Genomic DNA, 16,953 nt, shown 5'->3' on the forward strand with positions numbered 1-16,953 from the left:
CTCGCCGCGCCTAACAGCCGTACAACTCGACATCCGTTCACTCACGCAGCAGAAGGATCGCCGCCGATGACAAGCTACCGCGACTTCCACCGCCGCTCGATCGAGCAACCCGAGGAATTCTGGCGTGATGAGGCGCGGCGAATTCATTGGCAGACGCCCTTCGATACCGTGCTCGACCGCTCGAATCCACCGTTCGCGCGCTGGTTCGTCGGGGGCCGCACGAACCTGTGTCACAACGCAGTGGACCGGCATATGGCCGGGCGTCCACAGCAGAACGCGCTGATCTACGTCTCGACGGAAACCGGTATCGAGCGGCGCTACACCTACGCCGAGCTGTACGCCGAAGTCAACCGGATGGCCGCGGTGATGCGCTCTCTGGGCGTGAAACGCGGCGACGTCGTGCTGCTCTATCTGCCGATGATCCCCGAGGCGCTGTTCGCCATGCTGGCGTGCGCACGGCTCGGCGCGATTCACTCGGTGGTGTTCGGCGGCTTCGCGGCGCCCAACCTGGCGGCTCGCATCGATGACGCCAAACCCGCGTTGATCGTCACCGCCGATGCCGGAGCGCGCAGCGGAAAAGTGATCGACTACACGCCGCTGGTGGACGAAGCGCTCGCGCGTGCGACCCACAAGACACCGCATGTGTTGCTGATCGACCGGCAACTCGCACCCGCACGGCTGAACGCGAACTATCTGGTCGCCTACGAGCCGCTGCGCGAGCAATTTTTCGATGCCCACGTGCCGTGCGAGTGGCTCGAATCGAACGAGCCTTCGTATGTCCTGTACACCTCGGGCACGACCGGCAAACCGAAGGGCGTGCAGCGGGACGTCGGCGGCTATGCGGTGGCGCTGGCTGCATCGATGGAACACATCTTTCAAGGCAACGCCGGCGACACGATGTTCACCGCATCGGACGTGGGCTGGGTGGTCGGCCATAGCTATATCGTGTACGCGCCGCTGATCGCGGGGCTCACGACCGTGATGTACGAAGGCACGCCGATCCGCCCGGACGGCGGCATCTGGTGGCGTCTCGTCGAGCAGCACAAGATCAATCTCATGTTCACCGCGCCGACCGCGTTGCGCGTGCTGAAAAAACAGGACCCGGCGCTGCTGAAGAAAGCCGATCTATCGAGCCTGCGCGCGCTGTTCCTCGCCGGCGAGCCGCTCGACGAACCCACCGCCGCATGGATCGCTGACGCGCTCGGCAAGCCCGTGATCGACAACTACTGGCAGACCGAAACCGGCTGGCCGATGCTGGCGATTCCGCGCGGCGTCGAAGCGCTGCCCACCAAGCTCGGCTCGCCGGGTGTGCCGTCGGCCGGCTTCAGTCTGACCTTGCGTAACGAACTGACCGGCGAGCCCTGCCCGCCCGGCGAAAAAGGCGTGCTCACACTGGGTTATCCGCTGCCGCCGGGCTGCATGTCGACGGTATGGGGCGACGACAAGCGCTTTGTCAGCACCTACTGGTCGAGCATTCCGAACCAGCAGGCCTACTCGACCTTCGACTGGGGTATTCAGGACGAAGACGGTTACGTGACAATCCTCGGCCGCACCGATGACGTGATCAACGTCGCCGGCCATCGGCTCGGCACGCGCGAAATCGAGGAAGCGTTGTCGAGCCACGCGGCGGTCGCGGAAGTGGCAGTGGTCGGCGTAACGGATGCGGTGAAGGGTCAGGCGGCAATGGCCTTCGTTGTGCTGCGCGACGCGCAAGCCTATGCGGACGACAAGGCGCGGGCGAAGCTTGAAGCCGAACTTACCGCGACGGTCGACCGCCAGCTCGGCGCGATTGCGCGCCCGGCGCGTGTAGTGGTGGTATCGATGCTGCCGAAGACGCGCTCCGGCAAGCTGCTGCGCCGCGCGATTGCAGCGCTCGCGGAAGGACGCGAACCGGGCGATTTGCCGACTATCGAAGATCCGGCGGCTTTGCAGCAGGTGCGTGAGGCGCTGGGTTAAGCCACCCGGCGCGCCGCCAGAAACCGCGTCAGAATCGCATTCGAATACGTCCCGGCGATCTCCGTGAGAAACGACACGAACGATTGCGGCGCGTGATCGTCGGCGGTGTCGGAGATGGTGCGCACCACCGCACACGGCACGCCGTATTCGTAACAGACCTGCGCGATCGCCGCGCCTTCCATCTCGACCGCGAGCGCGTCCGGCAGTGCATCGCGCAAGGCTTGGACGCCCGTCGCACTCGCGACGAACTGATCACCGCTGATGATCAAGCCCCGGTGTACGCGCGGCTCGCGCGTGCCGAAGCGCGCCGCCGACGCCGCGCCCTCTTCAACGACAAATCGTTCGCATGCGGCGGCCAGTTCATCGGCGAGCGCCTCATCGGCGGTAAAACGCGACACGCCGAGCAACGGCACCTCGAATCGCGGAAACAACGGCGACGCGTCGAGATCGTGCTGCATCAGCACGTTGGCGACGACGATATCACCGACCCGCACCTCAACTCCCACGCCACCCGCGACGCCGGTGAACACGACCGCCTCGACATCGAACGCATGGATCAAGGCGCTGACAGTCGCCGCGGCCGCGACCTTGCCGACGCGAGCCAGTGTCACGACGCACGGCGCGCCGTGCACGGTGCCGAGGTGGTAGTCACGCTGACCATGGGTGATCGTGCGTACGCCGGATTCGGCGCGCATTGCTTCGATCAGATCACCGAGTTCTTGCGGCAAGGCCGCAAGAACGCCGAGGGGGCGATGCGAGATCGGCGCGCTCATTCAACCGCCTGCAATTTAGCTACAGCAAGCGCCAGCCACTTCTCGCCGTGCCGCTTGAATTTGACCTGGGCCTTGGCATCCGTGCCGCCGCCTTCAAGCGCCGTGATCGTGCCCTCCCCAAACTTGGTGTGGAACACCTGCTGGCCGACGCGAAAACCCGTCTCGGCCGCGCGCTGTTCGTTCGCAAAGGCCGGCAACGGCGCCGGAGTCGACGACGAAGCGCCCGTGTAGCCCGGTCGCGCGAACCAGTCACGACCATAGCCCGCGTTATCCGACCGGCCGCCCCAGCGCGCACCCGCCTCGACCTTCGGCGTGAGCCACTTGAGGGTTTCCTGCGGCAGTTCGTCGAAGAAGCGCGAGCGGATGTTGTAGCGTGTCTGGCCATGCAGCATCCGGCTCTGCGCAAACGACAGATACAAGCGCTCCTTGGCCCGCGTGATCGCCACGTACATCAGACGGCGCTCTTCTTCCAGCCCGTCCGATTCCATCGCGCTGTTTTCGTGCGGGAACAGCCCTTCCTCCAGACCCGTAATGAACACCGCCGTGAACTCGAGACCCTTGGCTGCGTGCACCGTCATCAACTGCACGGCTTCCTGGCCGGCTTGCGCCTGGTTGTCGCCCGCTTCCAGCGATGCATGCGACAGGAAACCGGCGAGCGGCGTCATCGTGTCCGGGTTTTGCGCCGGATCGGCGATGTCCGGCGCGTCCAGCACGACGATATTCGGATCGTCGGTAGCGACGGCCAACTCGGGCGCCGCGGTCGCGCCCGGACGCAGCGGAATCGAGCGTGCCGGCGTATCCATGCCGTAGCCTTCTTCGCTGACGAAAGCGGCGGCCGCATTGACCAGTTCCTGCAAGTTCTCCAGACGGTCCTGGCCTTCGCGCTCGTTCTGATAGAACTCCGTGAGACCGCTCGTGCGAACCACGTATTCGACCGTTTCCGGCAGACTCATCTGCTGTGTTTCCGCGCGCATCTTGCCGATCAAGTTCGCGAAGCTCGCGAGGCTCGATCCCGCCTTACCCGCGACATACGGAATTGCCGCGGCCATCGAGCAGTTGTACAGACGCGCTGCGTCGGCAAGTTGCTCGATCGAGCGCGCGCCGATGCCGCGCGTGGGGAAATTGACGACGCGAGCAAACGCGGTGTCATCGTTCGGATTGTCGATCAGCCGCAGATAGGCGAGTGCGTGCTTGACTTCCTGACGCTCGAAAAAGCGCAGACCGCCGTACACCCGGTACGCGATGCCCGCATTGACCAGCGTATGTTCGATCGTGCGCGACTGCGCGTTGCTGCGATACAGGATGGCGATTTCGCTGCGCGACGTGCCGGTGCTGATCAGCGCCTTGATTTCCTCGACGATCCAGCCGGCTTCCTGCGTATCGGTGGCGGACTCGTAGACGCGTACCGGTTCGCCATGACCCGCGTCGGTGCGCAAATTCTTGCCCAGACGCCGCGAATTATTGGCGATCAACTGATTGGCCGCATCGAGGATATGGCCGTGCGAGCGGTAGTTCTGCTCGAGCTTGATCATGTGCCGGACGTTGAACTCGTGTTCGAAGTCGCGCATGTTGCCGACGTTCGCCCCGCGGAAGGCGTAGATCGACTGGTCGTCGTCGCCGACCGCGAAGATCGAGTTGGTCTGCCCGGCCAGCATTTTCAGCCACGCATATTGCAGCTTGTTGGTGTCCTGGAACTCGTCGACGAGAATGTGCCTGAAGCGCGCCTGATAGTGAGCGCGCAGCGGCGGATTGTGCGCCAGCAGTTCAAAGCAGCGCAGCAGCAGTTCCGGAAAGTCGACGACGCCTTCGCGCTGGCATTGCTGATCGTAGGCTTCGTAGAGTTCGACGAATTTGCGGTTGAAGTTGTCGGTGGCGTCGACGTCTTTCGGCCGCAGGCCTTGTTCTTTGGAACTGTTGATGAAGTACTGGAGATTTTTCGCCGGGTACTTTTCATCGTCGATGTTAAGGCCCTTCATCAGACGCTTGATCGCGGAGAGCTGGTCCGCGGTGTCGAGGATCTGGAAGGTGGCGGGCAGGCCTGCGTCGCGATGATGCGCGCGGAGCATGCGATTGCACAGACCGTGGAAGGTGCCGATCCACATGCCTCGCGTATCGATCGGCAAGAGCGCCGAAAGACGCGACATCATTTCGCGGGCGGCTTTATTGGTGAAGGTCACCGCCAGGATGGTGGCGGGTGACGCCAGACCGTGCTGGATGAGCCACGCGATCCGCGTGATTAGGACGCGGGTTTTGCCGCTGCCCGCGCCGGCAAGGATGAGCGCTGGCTCGTTGGGGAGCGTGACGGCGGCGTGTTGTTCGGGGTTTAGATTGGCTAGCAGATCGGGCATTTTTTGGGAGGCGGCAAGTGCGTCCGACATTATATGCCCCTCCGGGGTTGGGGTTTTTTTGGGTTTTTTTGCCTGCGCGGCGGCTTTTGTCTGTTTGCCTGCGGCGCTGGGGTTTGCTTGGGTTTTGCCTGCTCGGAGGCGGTTTTCTGTGTGCCTACGGTGTTGGCCTTTCCTTGATTTCTTGGTGGTCTATTAGCGTTGCCCCTGTGCGGGGCGGCACTTACTTTCTTTGCCGCCGCAAAGAAAGATAAGCAAAGAAAGCGGCTCAAGCCGCTAATTCTTAAGTGGGGCCCCCACGCAGTTGCGGTAGTGGTGCATCTGGAATCTGAGCTCTCGCACATTCGGCGTCAGTGACCAGGCCGTCATACTTCCGGCGACGCTGCGCGCGCCGTAGCGGTAGTTCACCAAACGCGCGGTATCGCGATGGCCAGCCCCGCTCCCTCAAACCGCTTGCTGCGGCCAGCCCTTAGCGGAAATTCGGCAACCCCCAGTGAGCGCCACGCTCGATGCTCCTTCATCAGGCCGATAGCTGCTACCGGCGTGGAGCGCGGAGGCGGCCTCTGGCCGCTAGCGCATCCCGCGGCACTCCCACAGCCATTCGGCGTTTTCGGTGCATCGCCGAGGCGAAGCCGATGGCTCCCACCCAAGCAAAACGAATCCGGCGGTTTTTAGCAGACCCTTCCGGCGAGCACGAAGTGCGAGGCGGGAAGCATGACGCCCTTGTCACTGACGCCGAATGTGCGAGAACACAGATTCCAGATGCACCACTGCCCCCTCCGAGCCAGGGGACCCGCTTAAGAGCTGGCGGTTTGAGCCGCTTTCTTTTGCCTACTTTTCTTTGCGGCATGCAAAGAAAAGTAGGTGCCCGCCCCGCACAGGGGCGACACTAATAAACCACTAACAAATCAAGGAAAGGCCAACGCCATAAAAGCACAGACAAAAAGCGCCGCGCAGGCAAAAAATCCAATCAAAGCCCAGCGCCGCAGGCAAAAACCTCCCCCCCAAATCCCCCCACCCGCAGCGCCGCTTATAATCGAGCATTCTTTGCATCTACCAGCAGACCGACAAATGAGCGAGACCCCGAGCGACCCGACCTCCACGCTTGCCAAAAGCTTCGAGCCCCACACCATCGAAGCCCACTGGGGGCCCGAATGGGAAAAGCGCGCCTACGCGGCGCCCACCTTCGACGAGAACAAGAAAGACTTCTCGATCCAGCTGCCGCCGCCGAACGTCACGGGCACCCTGCACATGGGCCACGCCTTCAACCAGACGATCATGGACGGCCTCACCCGCTATCACCGCATGCTCGGCGAAAACACCCTCTGGGTGCCGGGCACGGACCACGCGGGCATCGCCACGCAAATCGTCGTCGAACGGCAACTGGATGCCACAGGCGTCTCCCGTCACGATCTCGGGCGCGAAAAATTCACCGAACGCGTCTGGGAATGGAAGCAGCAATCGGGCTCGACCATCACGAATCAGGTGCGCCGCCTCGGCGCGTCGATCGACTGGTCGCGCGAATATTTCACGATGGACGACAAAATGTCGACCGCCGTGCGCGATGTGTTCGTACGCCTGTATGAACAAGGCCTGATCTACCGCGGCAAGCGCCTCGTCAACTGGGATCCGGTTCTGCTCACCGCCGTCTCCGACCTCGAAGTGGCTAGCGAAGAAGAAAATGGCCATCTCTGGCACATCCAGTATCCGCTCACGGACGGCTCGGGCCACCTGACCGTCGCCACCACGCGCCCGGAAACCATGCTCGGCGACACCGCCGTGATGGTTCATCCGGAAGACGAACGCTACGCGCACCTGATCGGCAAAACGGTCACGCTGCCGCTCTCCGGCCGCGAAGTACCGATCATCGCCGACGACTACGTCGACCGCGAATTCGGTACCGGTGTGGTCAAGGTCACGCCCGCGCACGATTTCAACGACTATCAGGTCGGCTTGCGTCACAAGCTGCCGATGATCGAAATCCTCACGCTCGACGCGAAGATCAACGACAACGCGCCGGAAAATTACCGCGGCCTGGATCGTTTCGAAGCCCGCAAGCAGGTCGTGATGGACCTCGAAGCGCTCGGTGCGCTCGAATCGGTCAAGCCGCACAAGCTGATGGTGCCGCGCGGCGACCGCACGGGTGTCGTGATCGAGCCGATGCTGACGGATCAATGGTTCGTCGCCATGAGCAAGCCGGCGCCGGAAGGCACTTTTAATCCGGGCAAATCGATCGCCGAAACGGCGTTGGACGTGGTTCGCAGCGGCGAAATCAAATTCGTGCCGGAAAACTGGTCCACCACTTATTACCAATGGCTCGAAAACATCCAGGACTGGTGTATTTCGCGTCAACTCTGGTGGGGCCATCAGATCCCGGCATGGTATGGCGAAAACGGTGAAATCTTCGTCGCCAAGACCGAAGAAGGCGCACGCGAGAAGGCCGCCGAGGCCGGTTACACGGGCCCGCTCAAGCGCGATGAAGACGTGCTCGACACGTGGTTCTCGTCGGCGCTGGTGCCGTTCTCGTCGCTCGGCTGGCCTGCCGAAACGCCGGAGCTGAAGCACTTCATGCCTTCGTCGGTACTGGTCACCGGCTTCGACATCATTTTCTTCTGGGTCGCGCGCATGGTCATGATGACCACGCACTTCACGGGCAAAGTGCCGTTCGACACGGTCTACGTGCACGGTCTCGTACGCGACGCCGAAGGCCAGAAGATGTCGAAGAGCAAGGGCAATACGCTCGACCCCATCGATATCGTCGACGGCATCGACCTCGACGCGCTGGTTGCCAAGCGCACCACGGGCCTGATGAATCCGAAGCAGGCTGCGTCGATCGAAAAGAAAACCCGCAAGGAATTCCCGGACGGCATTCCGGCGTTCGGCACGGACGCGCTGCGCTTTACGATGGCGTCGATGGCCACGCTCGGCCGCAACGTGAACTTCGACCTGGCGCGCTGCGAAGGCTATCGCAACTTCTGCAACAAGTTGTGGAATGCCACGCGCTTCGTGCTGATGAATTGCGAAGGCCACGATTGCGGTTTCGGCAAGCCGGAGCAATGCGGCGAATGCGGCCCGGACGGCCACCTGAATTTCTCGGCGGCCGACCGCTGGATCGTGTCGCGCCTGCAACGCGTGGAAGCGGAAATCGCCAAGGGTTTCGCCGACTATCGTTTCGACAATGTGGCCAACGCCCTATACAAGTTCGTATGGGACGAATACTGTGACTGGTATCTCGAACTCGCCAAGGTTCAGATCCAGACGGGTCAGCCGAACCAGCAGCGCGCAACGCGCCGCACGCTGCTGCGCGTACTCGAGATGGTGTTGCGCCTCGCGCATCCGGTGATTCCGTTCATTACCGAAGCGCTGTGGCAAAAAGTTGCACCGCTGGCGGCTCGTTACCCCGAAGGCGAAGCGTCCATCATGGTGCAGCCGTACCCCGTTGCGGAGCCGTCGAAAATCGACGAAGACGCGGAGCAATGGGCGGCCGACCTGAAAGCAGTGATCGATGCGTGCCGGAATCTGCGCGGCGAGATGAATCTGTCGCCGGCGGTCAAGGTGCCGTTGCTCGCTACCGGCAACGCGGAGCGCCTCGCCACCTTCGCTCCGTACGCTCAGGCGTTGGCCCGTTTGTCGGAAGTGCAGATCATTGCCGACGAGGCAACGCTGGATGCGCAGGCGGATGGCGCGCCAATTGCTATCGTTGGAAATGACAAGCTCGTGCTGAAGGTGGAAATCGACGTTGCCGTCGAGCGCGAGCGTCTGTCGAAGGAGATTGCGCGGCTTGGCGCGGAAGTCATCAAGTGCAATGCCAAGTTGCAGAATGAAAGCTTTGTTGCAAAGGCGCCGCCGGCGGTCGTTGAGCAGGAGCAGAAAAGGCTGGCAGAATTCGAAACCACTATCGGCAAGCTGAAAGCCCAATTGGCCCGTTTGCCAGCCTGATCGACGCTCCGGGTCCGTCCCGTTGTGGGCGGGCCCGGATCAAATGCTAAACCAGAGGATTCAGGGTAATCACATGCTAAAAGTTACAAAAGCAGTATTTCCGGTAGCAGGTCTTGGCACCCGGTTCCTCCCTGCCACGAAGGCGAGCCCGAAGGAGATGCTGCCGATCGTCGACAAGCCGCTGATTCAATATGCGGTGGAAGAGGCAATGGCGGCGGGCATCACCGAAATGATCTTTGTCACGGGCCGGAGCAAGCGTGCGATCGAGGACCATTTCGATAAGTCATACGAAATCGAGGCTGAACTCGAGGCGCGTGGCAAGCAAAAGCTGCTGGAGTTGGTGCGCAGCATCAAGCCGAGCCATGTGGACTGCTTCTACGTGCGTCAACCGGAAGCGCTCGGTCTCGGTCATGCGGTGATGTGCGCCGAAAAACTGGTGGGCGACAACCCGTTCGCCGTCATCCTCGCGGACGACTTGCTGTATGGCACGCCGCCCGTGATGACGCAGATGATCGAGGTATTCGACCATTATCACAGCTCGGTGATCGGCGTAGAAGAGATCCCGGCCGCAGAGACGAAGTCGTACGGTATCGTCGATGGCAAGGAGTGGGAAGACTCGATCATCAAGATGTCGGGCATCGTCGAAAAGCCGGAGCCGTCTGTTGCGCCGTCGAATCTCGGCGTTGTGGGCCGCTATGTACTGAAGCCGCGGATTTTCGAGCATCTACGCGCGTTGAAGCCGGGCGCAGGCGGCGAATTGCAGCTGACGGACGCGATTCAATCGCTGCTCGCCGATGAACAGGTGTTGGCGTACAAGTACCACGGCACGCGTTTCGACTGCGGCAGCAAGCTGGGTTACCTGAAGGCGACCGTCGAGTTCGCTCTGCGTCACCCGGAAGTGGCAGCCGATTTCGAAGAATATCTGCGTACCCGTTCGCCGGTGCTGGAAGGCTGAGCAAACTGGACAGCCGCGCAGAGCCCTTTTGCGCTGTTAGCCTCTCGATAGCATCAGTCAGACGTAAAAAAGGCGCTGTGCCCGCATTTGCGGGCACAGCGCCTTTTGTTTTGGGGCGCGCCTTTCAGCGGCGCTTCATCAAAAAGGTAAAAACCTTGTCGTGCGCCGAGCTTTCGACGATTTCGTTGCCGGTTTGCTTCGCGAACGCGGCGAAATCGCGCTGCGAACCCGGATCGGTAGCCAGTACCTTGAGAATCTGGCCGCTTTCCATGTCGGCGAGCGCCTTCTTGGCGCGCAAAATGGGCAGCGGGCACATCAGCCCACGCGCATCGACTTCCTTGTGAACCTGAATTTGCATCGACGATGACCTTCGGGATGAGGCGTCGTCGCTCGACGCCGGGGAGAGGGTCAAATTCTACAGCAGGCGTCATTTAGCCGCCGGACGTGACGCTGTCATGTCGATTATCGCAATCCGGCGGCGTTTAGGCGCTACAACGCGACCGCCTCTCCGCTCTGCAGAGACTGCCGCAACGCCATGCCGATCCGCGTCGCTTCGAGCGCATCGGCGAGCGTGGCGCCCGATTGCACGTTCGACGACGCCCCGCCCTGCACCGCCGCAACGAAGGCGCGCGCCTCGTGCAGAAACGCGTCTTCAAACCGATCGAAGAAACTCGGCGTGCATTCGTTGCGGATACCGGTCGCGTCGTAGATCTCAACGCGATTCGCTCGCGGATTGTGGCCAATCGCCAGCGCACCCGCCGTGCCGATCACTTCGCTATGCGTGTCGTTGCCATGCGCCTGAGTCCGCGACGCATAAAACATCGCAAGCTTGCCGTCCTCGAATTCGCAGATCGCCACGCCGTTATCGACGTCGCCGAATTCCCGCAGACCCTCGTGCAATGCGACCGCACCCGCCGCAAACACGCGCTTGGCTCGGGGCTTGCCAAGCAGCCAGCGCGCGACATCGATATCGTGCACGGTACAGTCCAGAAAGATCCCACCGGATGTCGCCGCAAAACGCACGAAGAAGCCATCGTTGTCGTTCTTGTCAGTGGTTTGCGAGCGCACCAGGAAAGGCCTCCCGATCGCGCCGGACTGGATCCTGTCGAACGCATCCTTGTAGCTCGGATCGAAACGCCGCATAAAGCCGATAGTCGCCTGCAGATGCGGATACCGCGCAGCTTCGGCCAGCACGCGCTCGCACTCGGCAAGATCCAGCGACAGCGGCTTCTCGCAGAACACATGTTTGCCGGCGTGCAGCGCATCGACAATCTGCTGCGCGTGCAACGACGACGGTGTGACAAGCCACACCGCATCCACCTCGCGATCGGCGAGCAGATCCGCATAGTCGTCATAGAGACGCGGTTCGGACAACGCCTCGCGCGCCCATGCCCGCTCTTCCTCCAACGGACTGCAAGCAGCCACGAGCGACGCACCTGGCACACGATACGCAAGATTTTCCGCGTGCCGCTTGCCCAAACGCCCCAATCCGACCACGCCCAATCGAAGCCGCCTAGTCGCCGCGTTCATCACGATGCCTCGCCGAGTTTCACCGCGCGCCCCTCACGCCACGAGCGTGTTGCAGCGTCCGCAAGTTCGAGCGCTTTCAGGCCGTCCGCAACGGTCGTACGCACCGGCTTGCCACGAGTGACCGCGTCGAAGAAATGCGCAATTTCCAATGCGTACGCCGCGCGATAACGTTCGAGGAAAAACGCTTCCGGCACGTCGTTCGACACTTCGGTTTTCGAATACGCGGTGACCTCAGTGGGCCGCACATTCCCCGCCTGCAGCATGCCGGTGCTGCCGAGCACTTCGAAACGCTGATCGTAGCCATAAGCCGCGCGCCGCGCGGTGTTGATCTGGCACAGACGGCCACGCTTCGTGCGAATCGTCACCGCGGTCGAATCGATATCGCCCGCTTCGGCAATCGCCGGATCTGAAAGACAACTGCCGGTGGCGTGCAGCGTGTCGGCTTCGTCGTCGAGAATCCAGCGGAAGATGTCGAAGTCGTGAATCAGCATGTCCTTGAAGATGCCGCCCGAGTGCCTGATGTACTCGACGGGCGGTGCGCCCGGATCGCGGCTCGTCACCACCAGCATTTCCGGCGTACCGATCTCGCCCGCATCGATGCGCGCTTTCAACGCGGAGAATGTCGGGTCGAAGCGGCGCTGAAAGCCAATCATGCAAACCACGCCCGCACGCTCCACCGCCTCGGCACAGGCACGCGCGCGTTCCAAAGTCAGGTCCACCGGCTTCTCGCAGAACACATGCTTCTTCTGCGCAGCGGATTTCATGATCAGATCCGCGTGCGTGTCCGTGCTCGAACAGATCACCGTCGCACCGATCGACGCATCGCCCATCGCACCGTCGATATCCGCAACCTGCGCGCCTTGCGAGGCAGCGAGCGCCGCAGCCGCCTCGCGATTCACATCGACCACATACTTGAGCCGCACGCCCGGTTGACGTGCCAGATTCGCCGCATGAATCTTGCCGATACGTCCCGCGCCGAATACCGCCACGTCGATCGTCTTTACCGCCTCAGTCATCGTATCCTCCAGTGTCTTTGGATTCTTCAACGTTCAGTTCGAGCTTGTACGCGAGCGCGATGAACAACGCCTGGCACAAACAGATCGTGCTGGTCAGCGAGCGGAACGCAAACGCGCTGCCCTCTTTCACATACAGTTGAGTGGTGGCATAACGCGCCAACGGAGAAAGTTGGCTATCCGTAATAACTAGCGTCTTCGCCTGGTGATGATGCGCAACGCGCAGGCAGTACTGTGTTTCCTTGCCATAGGGCGCGAAACTGATCGCGATCACCACGTCGCCCTTCTTCACGCTGCGAATCTGTTCGCGATACATACCGCCGAAACCGGACACCAGATGCACACGCTTCGGCGTGTGCTGCAACGCGTAGACGATATAGCTCGCCACCGGAAACGAACGCCGCACGCCGATCACGTAGATGTTGTCGGCCTGCTGCAACATCTTCACGGCGGCATCGAACTGCGCATCGTCGAGGCCGGCTTCAAGTTCTTCGAGTCCGCCACGTGACGCCGCGATAAATTCGCGCGCTACGGCGCCGCCGGATAACGCGCCGGGCTTCTCGTCGATCAGCTTGCGAATCCTCTGCTGATAACTCGGCGAGGACGTGCCCTGCCCCGTATACGCCTGACGAAACACCGCCTGCAGATCGGAGAAGCCAGAGAAGCCAAAGCGCTGCGCAAAGCGCACCACGGCGGATGGATGCACGCCGCAACTCGCGGCGATATCGCTGGTGCGATCCACCATCACGCTCGAACGATGCTGCTCGATATAGGTCGCCACGCTCTTCAATTGACGCGGCAAGGCCTCGTAGTTTTCCGCGATGCGCTGCATCAATTCTTCGACGCTCGGCAAGTCTTCGGTGCTCTCTTCCGCCATGGCTCTCTCTTCGTTGCTTTATTGCAGTGCGCAAGCGCTGTTCAGCGTCTCTCGCACGGTGTCCTGACGCTGCCGATTATAGGCAGGCGCCCTATCAAATGGAATGTATTTTCCATTTTTATTTGCCATGAAATTTTCATTGCAACACGTCGGAAGATGGCCTAATCTTGGTCGTGAGCGATGGTGCATCGGCTGACGCATGCCGCAACGCACGCAACCGGAAGGCCGCCCGCCAGACGCTCCCTTCAATAACGACAGACCGAGAAAGGTGGAGACAATGAGACTTTGCAAGGGCAAGGCTACGCTCAGGATTCTGGTAACGGCATTGACGTTGGCGACGGGATTCGGTGCGGCGTCGGCCGCCCGCGCGGCTGACGCTCACTTCGTGTTGATCAGCCACGCGCCGGATTCGGATTCGTGGTGGAACACCATCAAGAACGCCATCAAACAGGCCGACGAGGATTTCAACGTCGAGACCGATTACCGCAATCCGCCGAACGGCGACATCGCCGATATGGCGCGCCTCATCGAACAGGCTGCTGCGCGCAATTACGACGGCGTGATCGTCTCGATCGCCGACTTCGACGTACTCAAGAGCTCGATGGCCAAGGTCACTGAGAAACACATCCCGCTCGTCACGATCAATTCCGGCACTGAGGAGCAAAGCGCGCAGCTTGGCGCGATCATGCACGTCGGTCAGCCTGAATATGCTGCGGGCAAAGCGGCGGGCGAAAAGGCGAAGGCAGCGGGCATCAAGTCATTCCTGTGCGTCAACCATTACGCGACCAACCCGGCTTCGTTTGAACGCTGCCGAGGCTTTGCCGACGCGATCGGCGTCGACTTCAAGTCCTCCACGCTCGACGCCGGCCAGGACCCGACCGGCGTGCAATCGAAAGTGAGCGCGTATCTGCGCAATCACCCGAACACCCAGGCGGTGCTGACCCTTGGTCCGCTGTCGGCCGCGCCGACGATCAAGGCGCTGCAGCAGATGGGCCTCGCCGGCAAGATCTGGTTCGCGACATTCGATTTCGACAATGACATCGCGAAGGGCATTCAGGACGGCACGATCCAGTTCGCGATCGACCAGCAACCCTACCTGCAGGGCTATATCCCGGTCGCTGTGCTCGCCATCGTGAAGAAGGAACACACCACAGATCCGGCGAAGATCCGCCAGATCCTGCAGGCCAATCCGAAGTTCCAGCAACGCCTCGCCACCTACGGCCTGGCACCCGCCTATGGGCCGCGCAATATCGGTTCCGGCCCAGGCTTCATCACCAAGGCGAATATCGACAAGGTCGTGAAGTACGCCGGGCAGTACCGCTAACGCATTTCGCTGGGAATGCGGACACGGGAGAACCGTTCCGGCAGGTATGAAGAAAGTGGATGCGGCCGGCGGCAACTGGCCCGGCCGCCCCACGCCTGCGTTTGTCACGTTTTACGTGCATCACGCGCCATGCGGTCGGATGGCAGTCAGTGAGCGACTGCCATCCCCCGGCGCATCAAGGAGAGCTTCAATGGGCGTAGCCAACCCCTTCCACCCTCATCCCCGCAAGCAGCCCCCTTCCGGTACTGGGACGGCGTCAACGTCGACGTCCCCCGGCGCACCCGCGGCGGCCGATGAACGTGTGCGCCAGGAATCGTGGTTCCGTCATCTGCTGAACCGCCCCGAATTTGCGGCTCTCGCCGGCACCGTGATGGTGTTCCTTGTGTTTGGGATTGCGGCCGGCAACTCCGGCATGTTCAACCTCGACGGCGTGATGAACTGGTCGCAAGTGGCCGCGTATCTTGGCCTGATCGCGGTCGGTGCGTGCCTGTTGATGATCGCCGGCGAATTCGACCTGTCGATCGGTTCGATGATCGGCTTCTCGGGCATGATGGTCGCACTGCCCACCATGTACTTCCATTGGCCGATCGCATTGTCGATCGTGTTTGCGTTTGCCGGATCGATGCTGCTCGGCGCGCTCAACGGCTATCTGGTGATGCGCACGCGGCTGCCGTCATTCATCGTGACGCTGGCGTTTCTGTTCATCCTGCGTGGGCTTACGCTGGCCCTGTCGGTCATGTTCGCCGACCGCACGATCATCTCCGGCGTGGGCGACGTCGCCTCGCACGACTGGCTCGCCCATACCTTGTTCCAGGGTGTCGCATTCAAGGGCCTGTTCACCTGGCTCGGCCACATCGGTGTCGTGAAGCTGCTCGATAACGGCAACCCACTCGTACCGGGTATTCCGAAGGTCCTGCTCTGGTGGTTCGCGCTTGCCGCAGTCTGCGCGTTCACCCTCGCCAAGACCCGCTTCGGCAACTGGATTTTCGCGGTCGGCGGCGATGCCAACGCGGCCAAGAACGTTGGCGTGCCGGTGCGGCGCGTGAAGATCTCGCTGTTCGTGCTGACCGCGTTCTGCGCGTGCCTGTTCGCCGTGCTGCAAGTGTGCGACATCGGATCGGCCGCGGCCGACCGCGGGCTGCAGGCCGAATTCGAAGCCATCATCGCGGCGGTGATCGGCGGCACGCTGCTAACTGGCGGCTACGGCTCGGTGATCGGCGCCTGCTTCGGCGCGCTGATCTTCGGCGTCGTGCAGATCGGCATCACCTACACGAATGTCGACTCCGACTGGTTCCGCGTGTTCCTCGGCGTGATGCTGCTGATCGCGGTGTTGTTCAATCACTACGTACGCCGCCGCGTCGCGCAGTCGTAACGAGGAGACGACCATGTCCGATACGAATACCATGAACACGCCCGCTGGACCGCAGGACGACGTGATCCTCGCACTCGAAGACGTCAGCAAGTACTTCGGCCAGGTCATCGCGCTAAGCGGGGTGACCTTGCGCCTGAAGCGCGGTGAAGTGCATTGCCTGCTCGGCGATAACGGCGCGGGCAAATCGACGCTGATCAAAACGCTGGCCGGTGTGCATAAACCCTCTTCCGGACAATATCTGGTCGACGGCAAACCCGTGCTGTTCGAGTCGCCGAAAGACGCGCTCGATCTCGGCATCGCCACCGTCTATCAGGATCTGGCGCTGGTGCCCTTGCTCTCGGTGGCACGCAACTTCTTCATGGGCCGCGAGCCGCAAAAGAAACTGTTCGGCTTTCTGAACGTGATGGACCTCGAAACCTGCGCGACCACCGCGCGCGACAAGCTCGCCGAGATGGGCATCAACGTGCGCGACCCGCATCAGCCGATCGGCACCATGTCCGGCGGCGAGAAGCAATGTCTGGCGATCGCGCGGGCGATTCACTTCGGCGCGCGTGTGCTGATTCTCGACGAGCCTACCGCCGCGCTCGGCGTCAAACAGAGCTTCAACGTGCTGAAGCTGATTCACACGGCACGCGCGAAAGGCATCTCGGTGATCTTCATCACGCACAACGTGCATCACGCGTATCCGATCGGCGATTCGTTCACGCTGCTCAATCGCGGCAAATCGCTCGGCACGTTCACGAAGGACACCATCAGCAAGGACGAAGTGCTCGACATGATGGCCGGCGGCGCCGAGATGCAAAAAATGATCGGCGAACTCGACGGCGCGACGATCTGATTCATTCGCAAGGGTTTCCGGCGCTCGCTGC

Annotated in this window: 12 protein-coding genes; 6 read left to right on the plus strand and 6 right to left on the minus strand. The window is 61.8% G+C overall.

The genetic code is table 11. The features are described from left to right. Positions 1-66: 66 nt before the first annotated feature. A complete protein-coding gene (locus tag KHO31_RS02680) occupies positions 67-1,956 on the plus strand; it encodes a propionate--CoA ligase (protein ID WP_201140877.1) in 1,890 nt (629 codons plus the stop codon). On the opposite strand, the gene KHO31_RS02685 is transcribed toward KHO31_RS02680, so the two are convergent. Together KHO31_RS02685 and KHO31_RS02690 are read right to left on the minus strand one after the other, a co-directional pair. Continuing rightward, positions 1,953-2,729: a 5'-methylthioadenosine/adenosylhomocysteine nucleosidase gene (locus tag KHO31_RS02685; protein WP_201123043.1), complete on the minus strand. Its 777-nt coding sequence runs from the start codon at positions 2,727-2,729 to the stop codon at positions 1,953-1,955. The genes KHO31_RS02680 and KHO31_RS02685 overlap by 4 nt on opposite strands. Continuing rightward, positions 2,726-5,077 carry a UvrD-helicase domain-containing protein gene (locus KHO31_RS02690; protein ID WP_201071070.1) on the minus strand — a complete coding sequence of 784 codons (2,352 nt, stop codon included), beginning with the start codon at positions 5,075-5,077 and terminating at the stop codon, positions 2,726-2,728. The genes KHO31_RS02685 and KHO31_RS02690 overlap by 4 nt, the downstream gene beginning before the upstream one ends. 1,068 nt (positions 5,078-6,145) lie before the next feature. Between KHO31_RS02690 and KHO31_RS02695 the strand changes: the two genes are divergently transcribed. Both KHO31_RS02695 and galU read left to right on the plus strand, forming a co-directional pair. After that, entirely contained in the window at positions 6,146-9,013 is a 2,868-nt protein-coding gene (locus tag KHO31_RS02695) for a valine--tRNA ligase (protein WP_211622646.1), read from the plus strand. A gap of 73 nt (positions 9,014-9,086) precedes the next feature. Continuing rightward, positions 9,087-9,968 (plus strand): UTP--glucose-1-phosphate uridylyltransferase GalU, encoded by an 882-nt coding sequence (gene galU, locus KHO31_RS02700; protein WP_201069900.1) that lies wholly within the window; start codon positions 9,087-9,089, stop codon positions 9,966-9,968. Between the two features lie 124 nt (positions 9,969-10,092). Here galU and KHO31_RS02705 read toward each other — a convergent pair whose 3' ends face one another. The 4 genes from KHO31_RS02705 to KHO31_RS02720 form a co-directional block, all read right to left on the minus strand. Further along, a complete protein-coding gene (locus KHO31_RS02705; RefSeq protein WP_025600552.1) occupies positions 10,093-10,320 on the minus strand; it encodes a sulfurtransferase TusA family protein in 228 nt (75 codons plus the stop codon). A gap of 137 nt (positions 10,321-10,457) precedes the next feature. Next, positions 10,458-11,498: a Gfo/Idh/MocA family oxidoreductase gene (locus KHO31_RS02710; protein ID WP_211622648.1), complete on the minus strand. Its 1,041-nt coding sequence runs from the start codon at positions 11,496-11,498 to the stop codon at positions 10,458-10,460. Beyond that, entirely contained in the window at positions 11,498-12,514 is a 1,017-nt protein-coding gene (iolG, locus tag KHO31_RS02715; protein ID WP_201069914.1) for an inositol 2-dehydrogenase, read from the minus strand. Before iolG ends, KHO31_RS02710 begins: the two co-directional genes overlap by 1 nt. Further along, positions 12,507-13,388: a MurR/RpiR family transcriptional regulator gene (locus tag KHO31_RS02720; RefSeq protein ID WP_201069916.1), complete on the minus strand. Its 882-nt coding sequence runs from the start codon at positions 13,386-13,388 to the stop codon at positions 12,507-12,509. Before KHO31_RS02720 ends, iolG begins: the two co-directional genes overlap by 8 nt. A gap of 277 nt (positions 13,389-13,665) precedes the next feature. On the opposite strand from KHO31_RS02720, the gene KHO31_RS02725 reads away from it, so the two are divergent. From KHO31_RS02725 to KHO31_RS02735, 3 genes are all read left to right on the plus strand, one after another. Then, positions 13,666-14,712, plus strand: coding sequence for a sugar ABC transporter substrate-binding protein (locus tag KHO31_RS02725; RefSeq protein ID WP_211622650.1), 1,047 nt, complete (start codon positions 13,666-13,668; stop codon positions 14,710-14,712). A gap of 190 nt (positions 14,713-14,902) precedes the next feature. After that, a complete protein-coding gene (locus KHO31_RS02730) occupies positions 14,903-16,084 on the plus strand; it encodes an ABC transporter permease (protein WP_201069922.1) in 1,182 nt (393 codons plus the stop codon). A 13-nt stretch (positions 16,085-16,097) separates the two neighbouring features. After that, positions 16,098-16,922, plus strand: coding sequence for an ATP-binding cassette domain-containing protein (locus KHO31_RS02735; protein ID WP_201069925.1), 825 nt, complete (start codon positions 16,098-16,100; stop codon positions 16,920-16,922). The last annotated feature ends 31 nt before the right edge of the window (positions 16,923-16,953 follow it).

Origin of the sequence: Paraburkholderia domus (assembly GCF_905220705.1) — a bacterium.
In the GTDB taxonomy this organism is placed as follows: domain Bacteria; phylum Pseudomonadota; class Gammaproteobacteria; order Burkholderiales; family Burkholderiaceae; genus Paraburkholderia; species Paraburkholderia domus.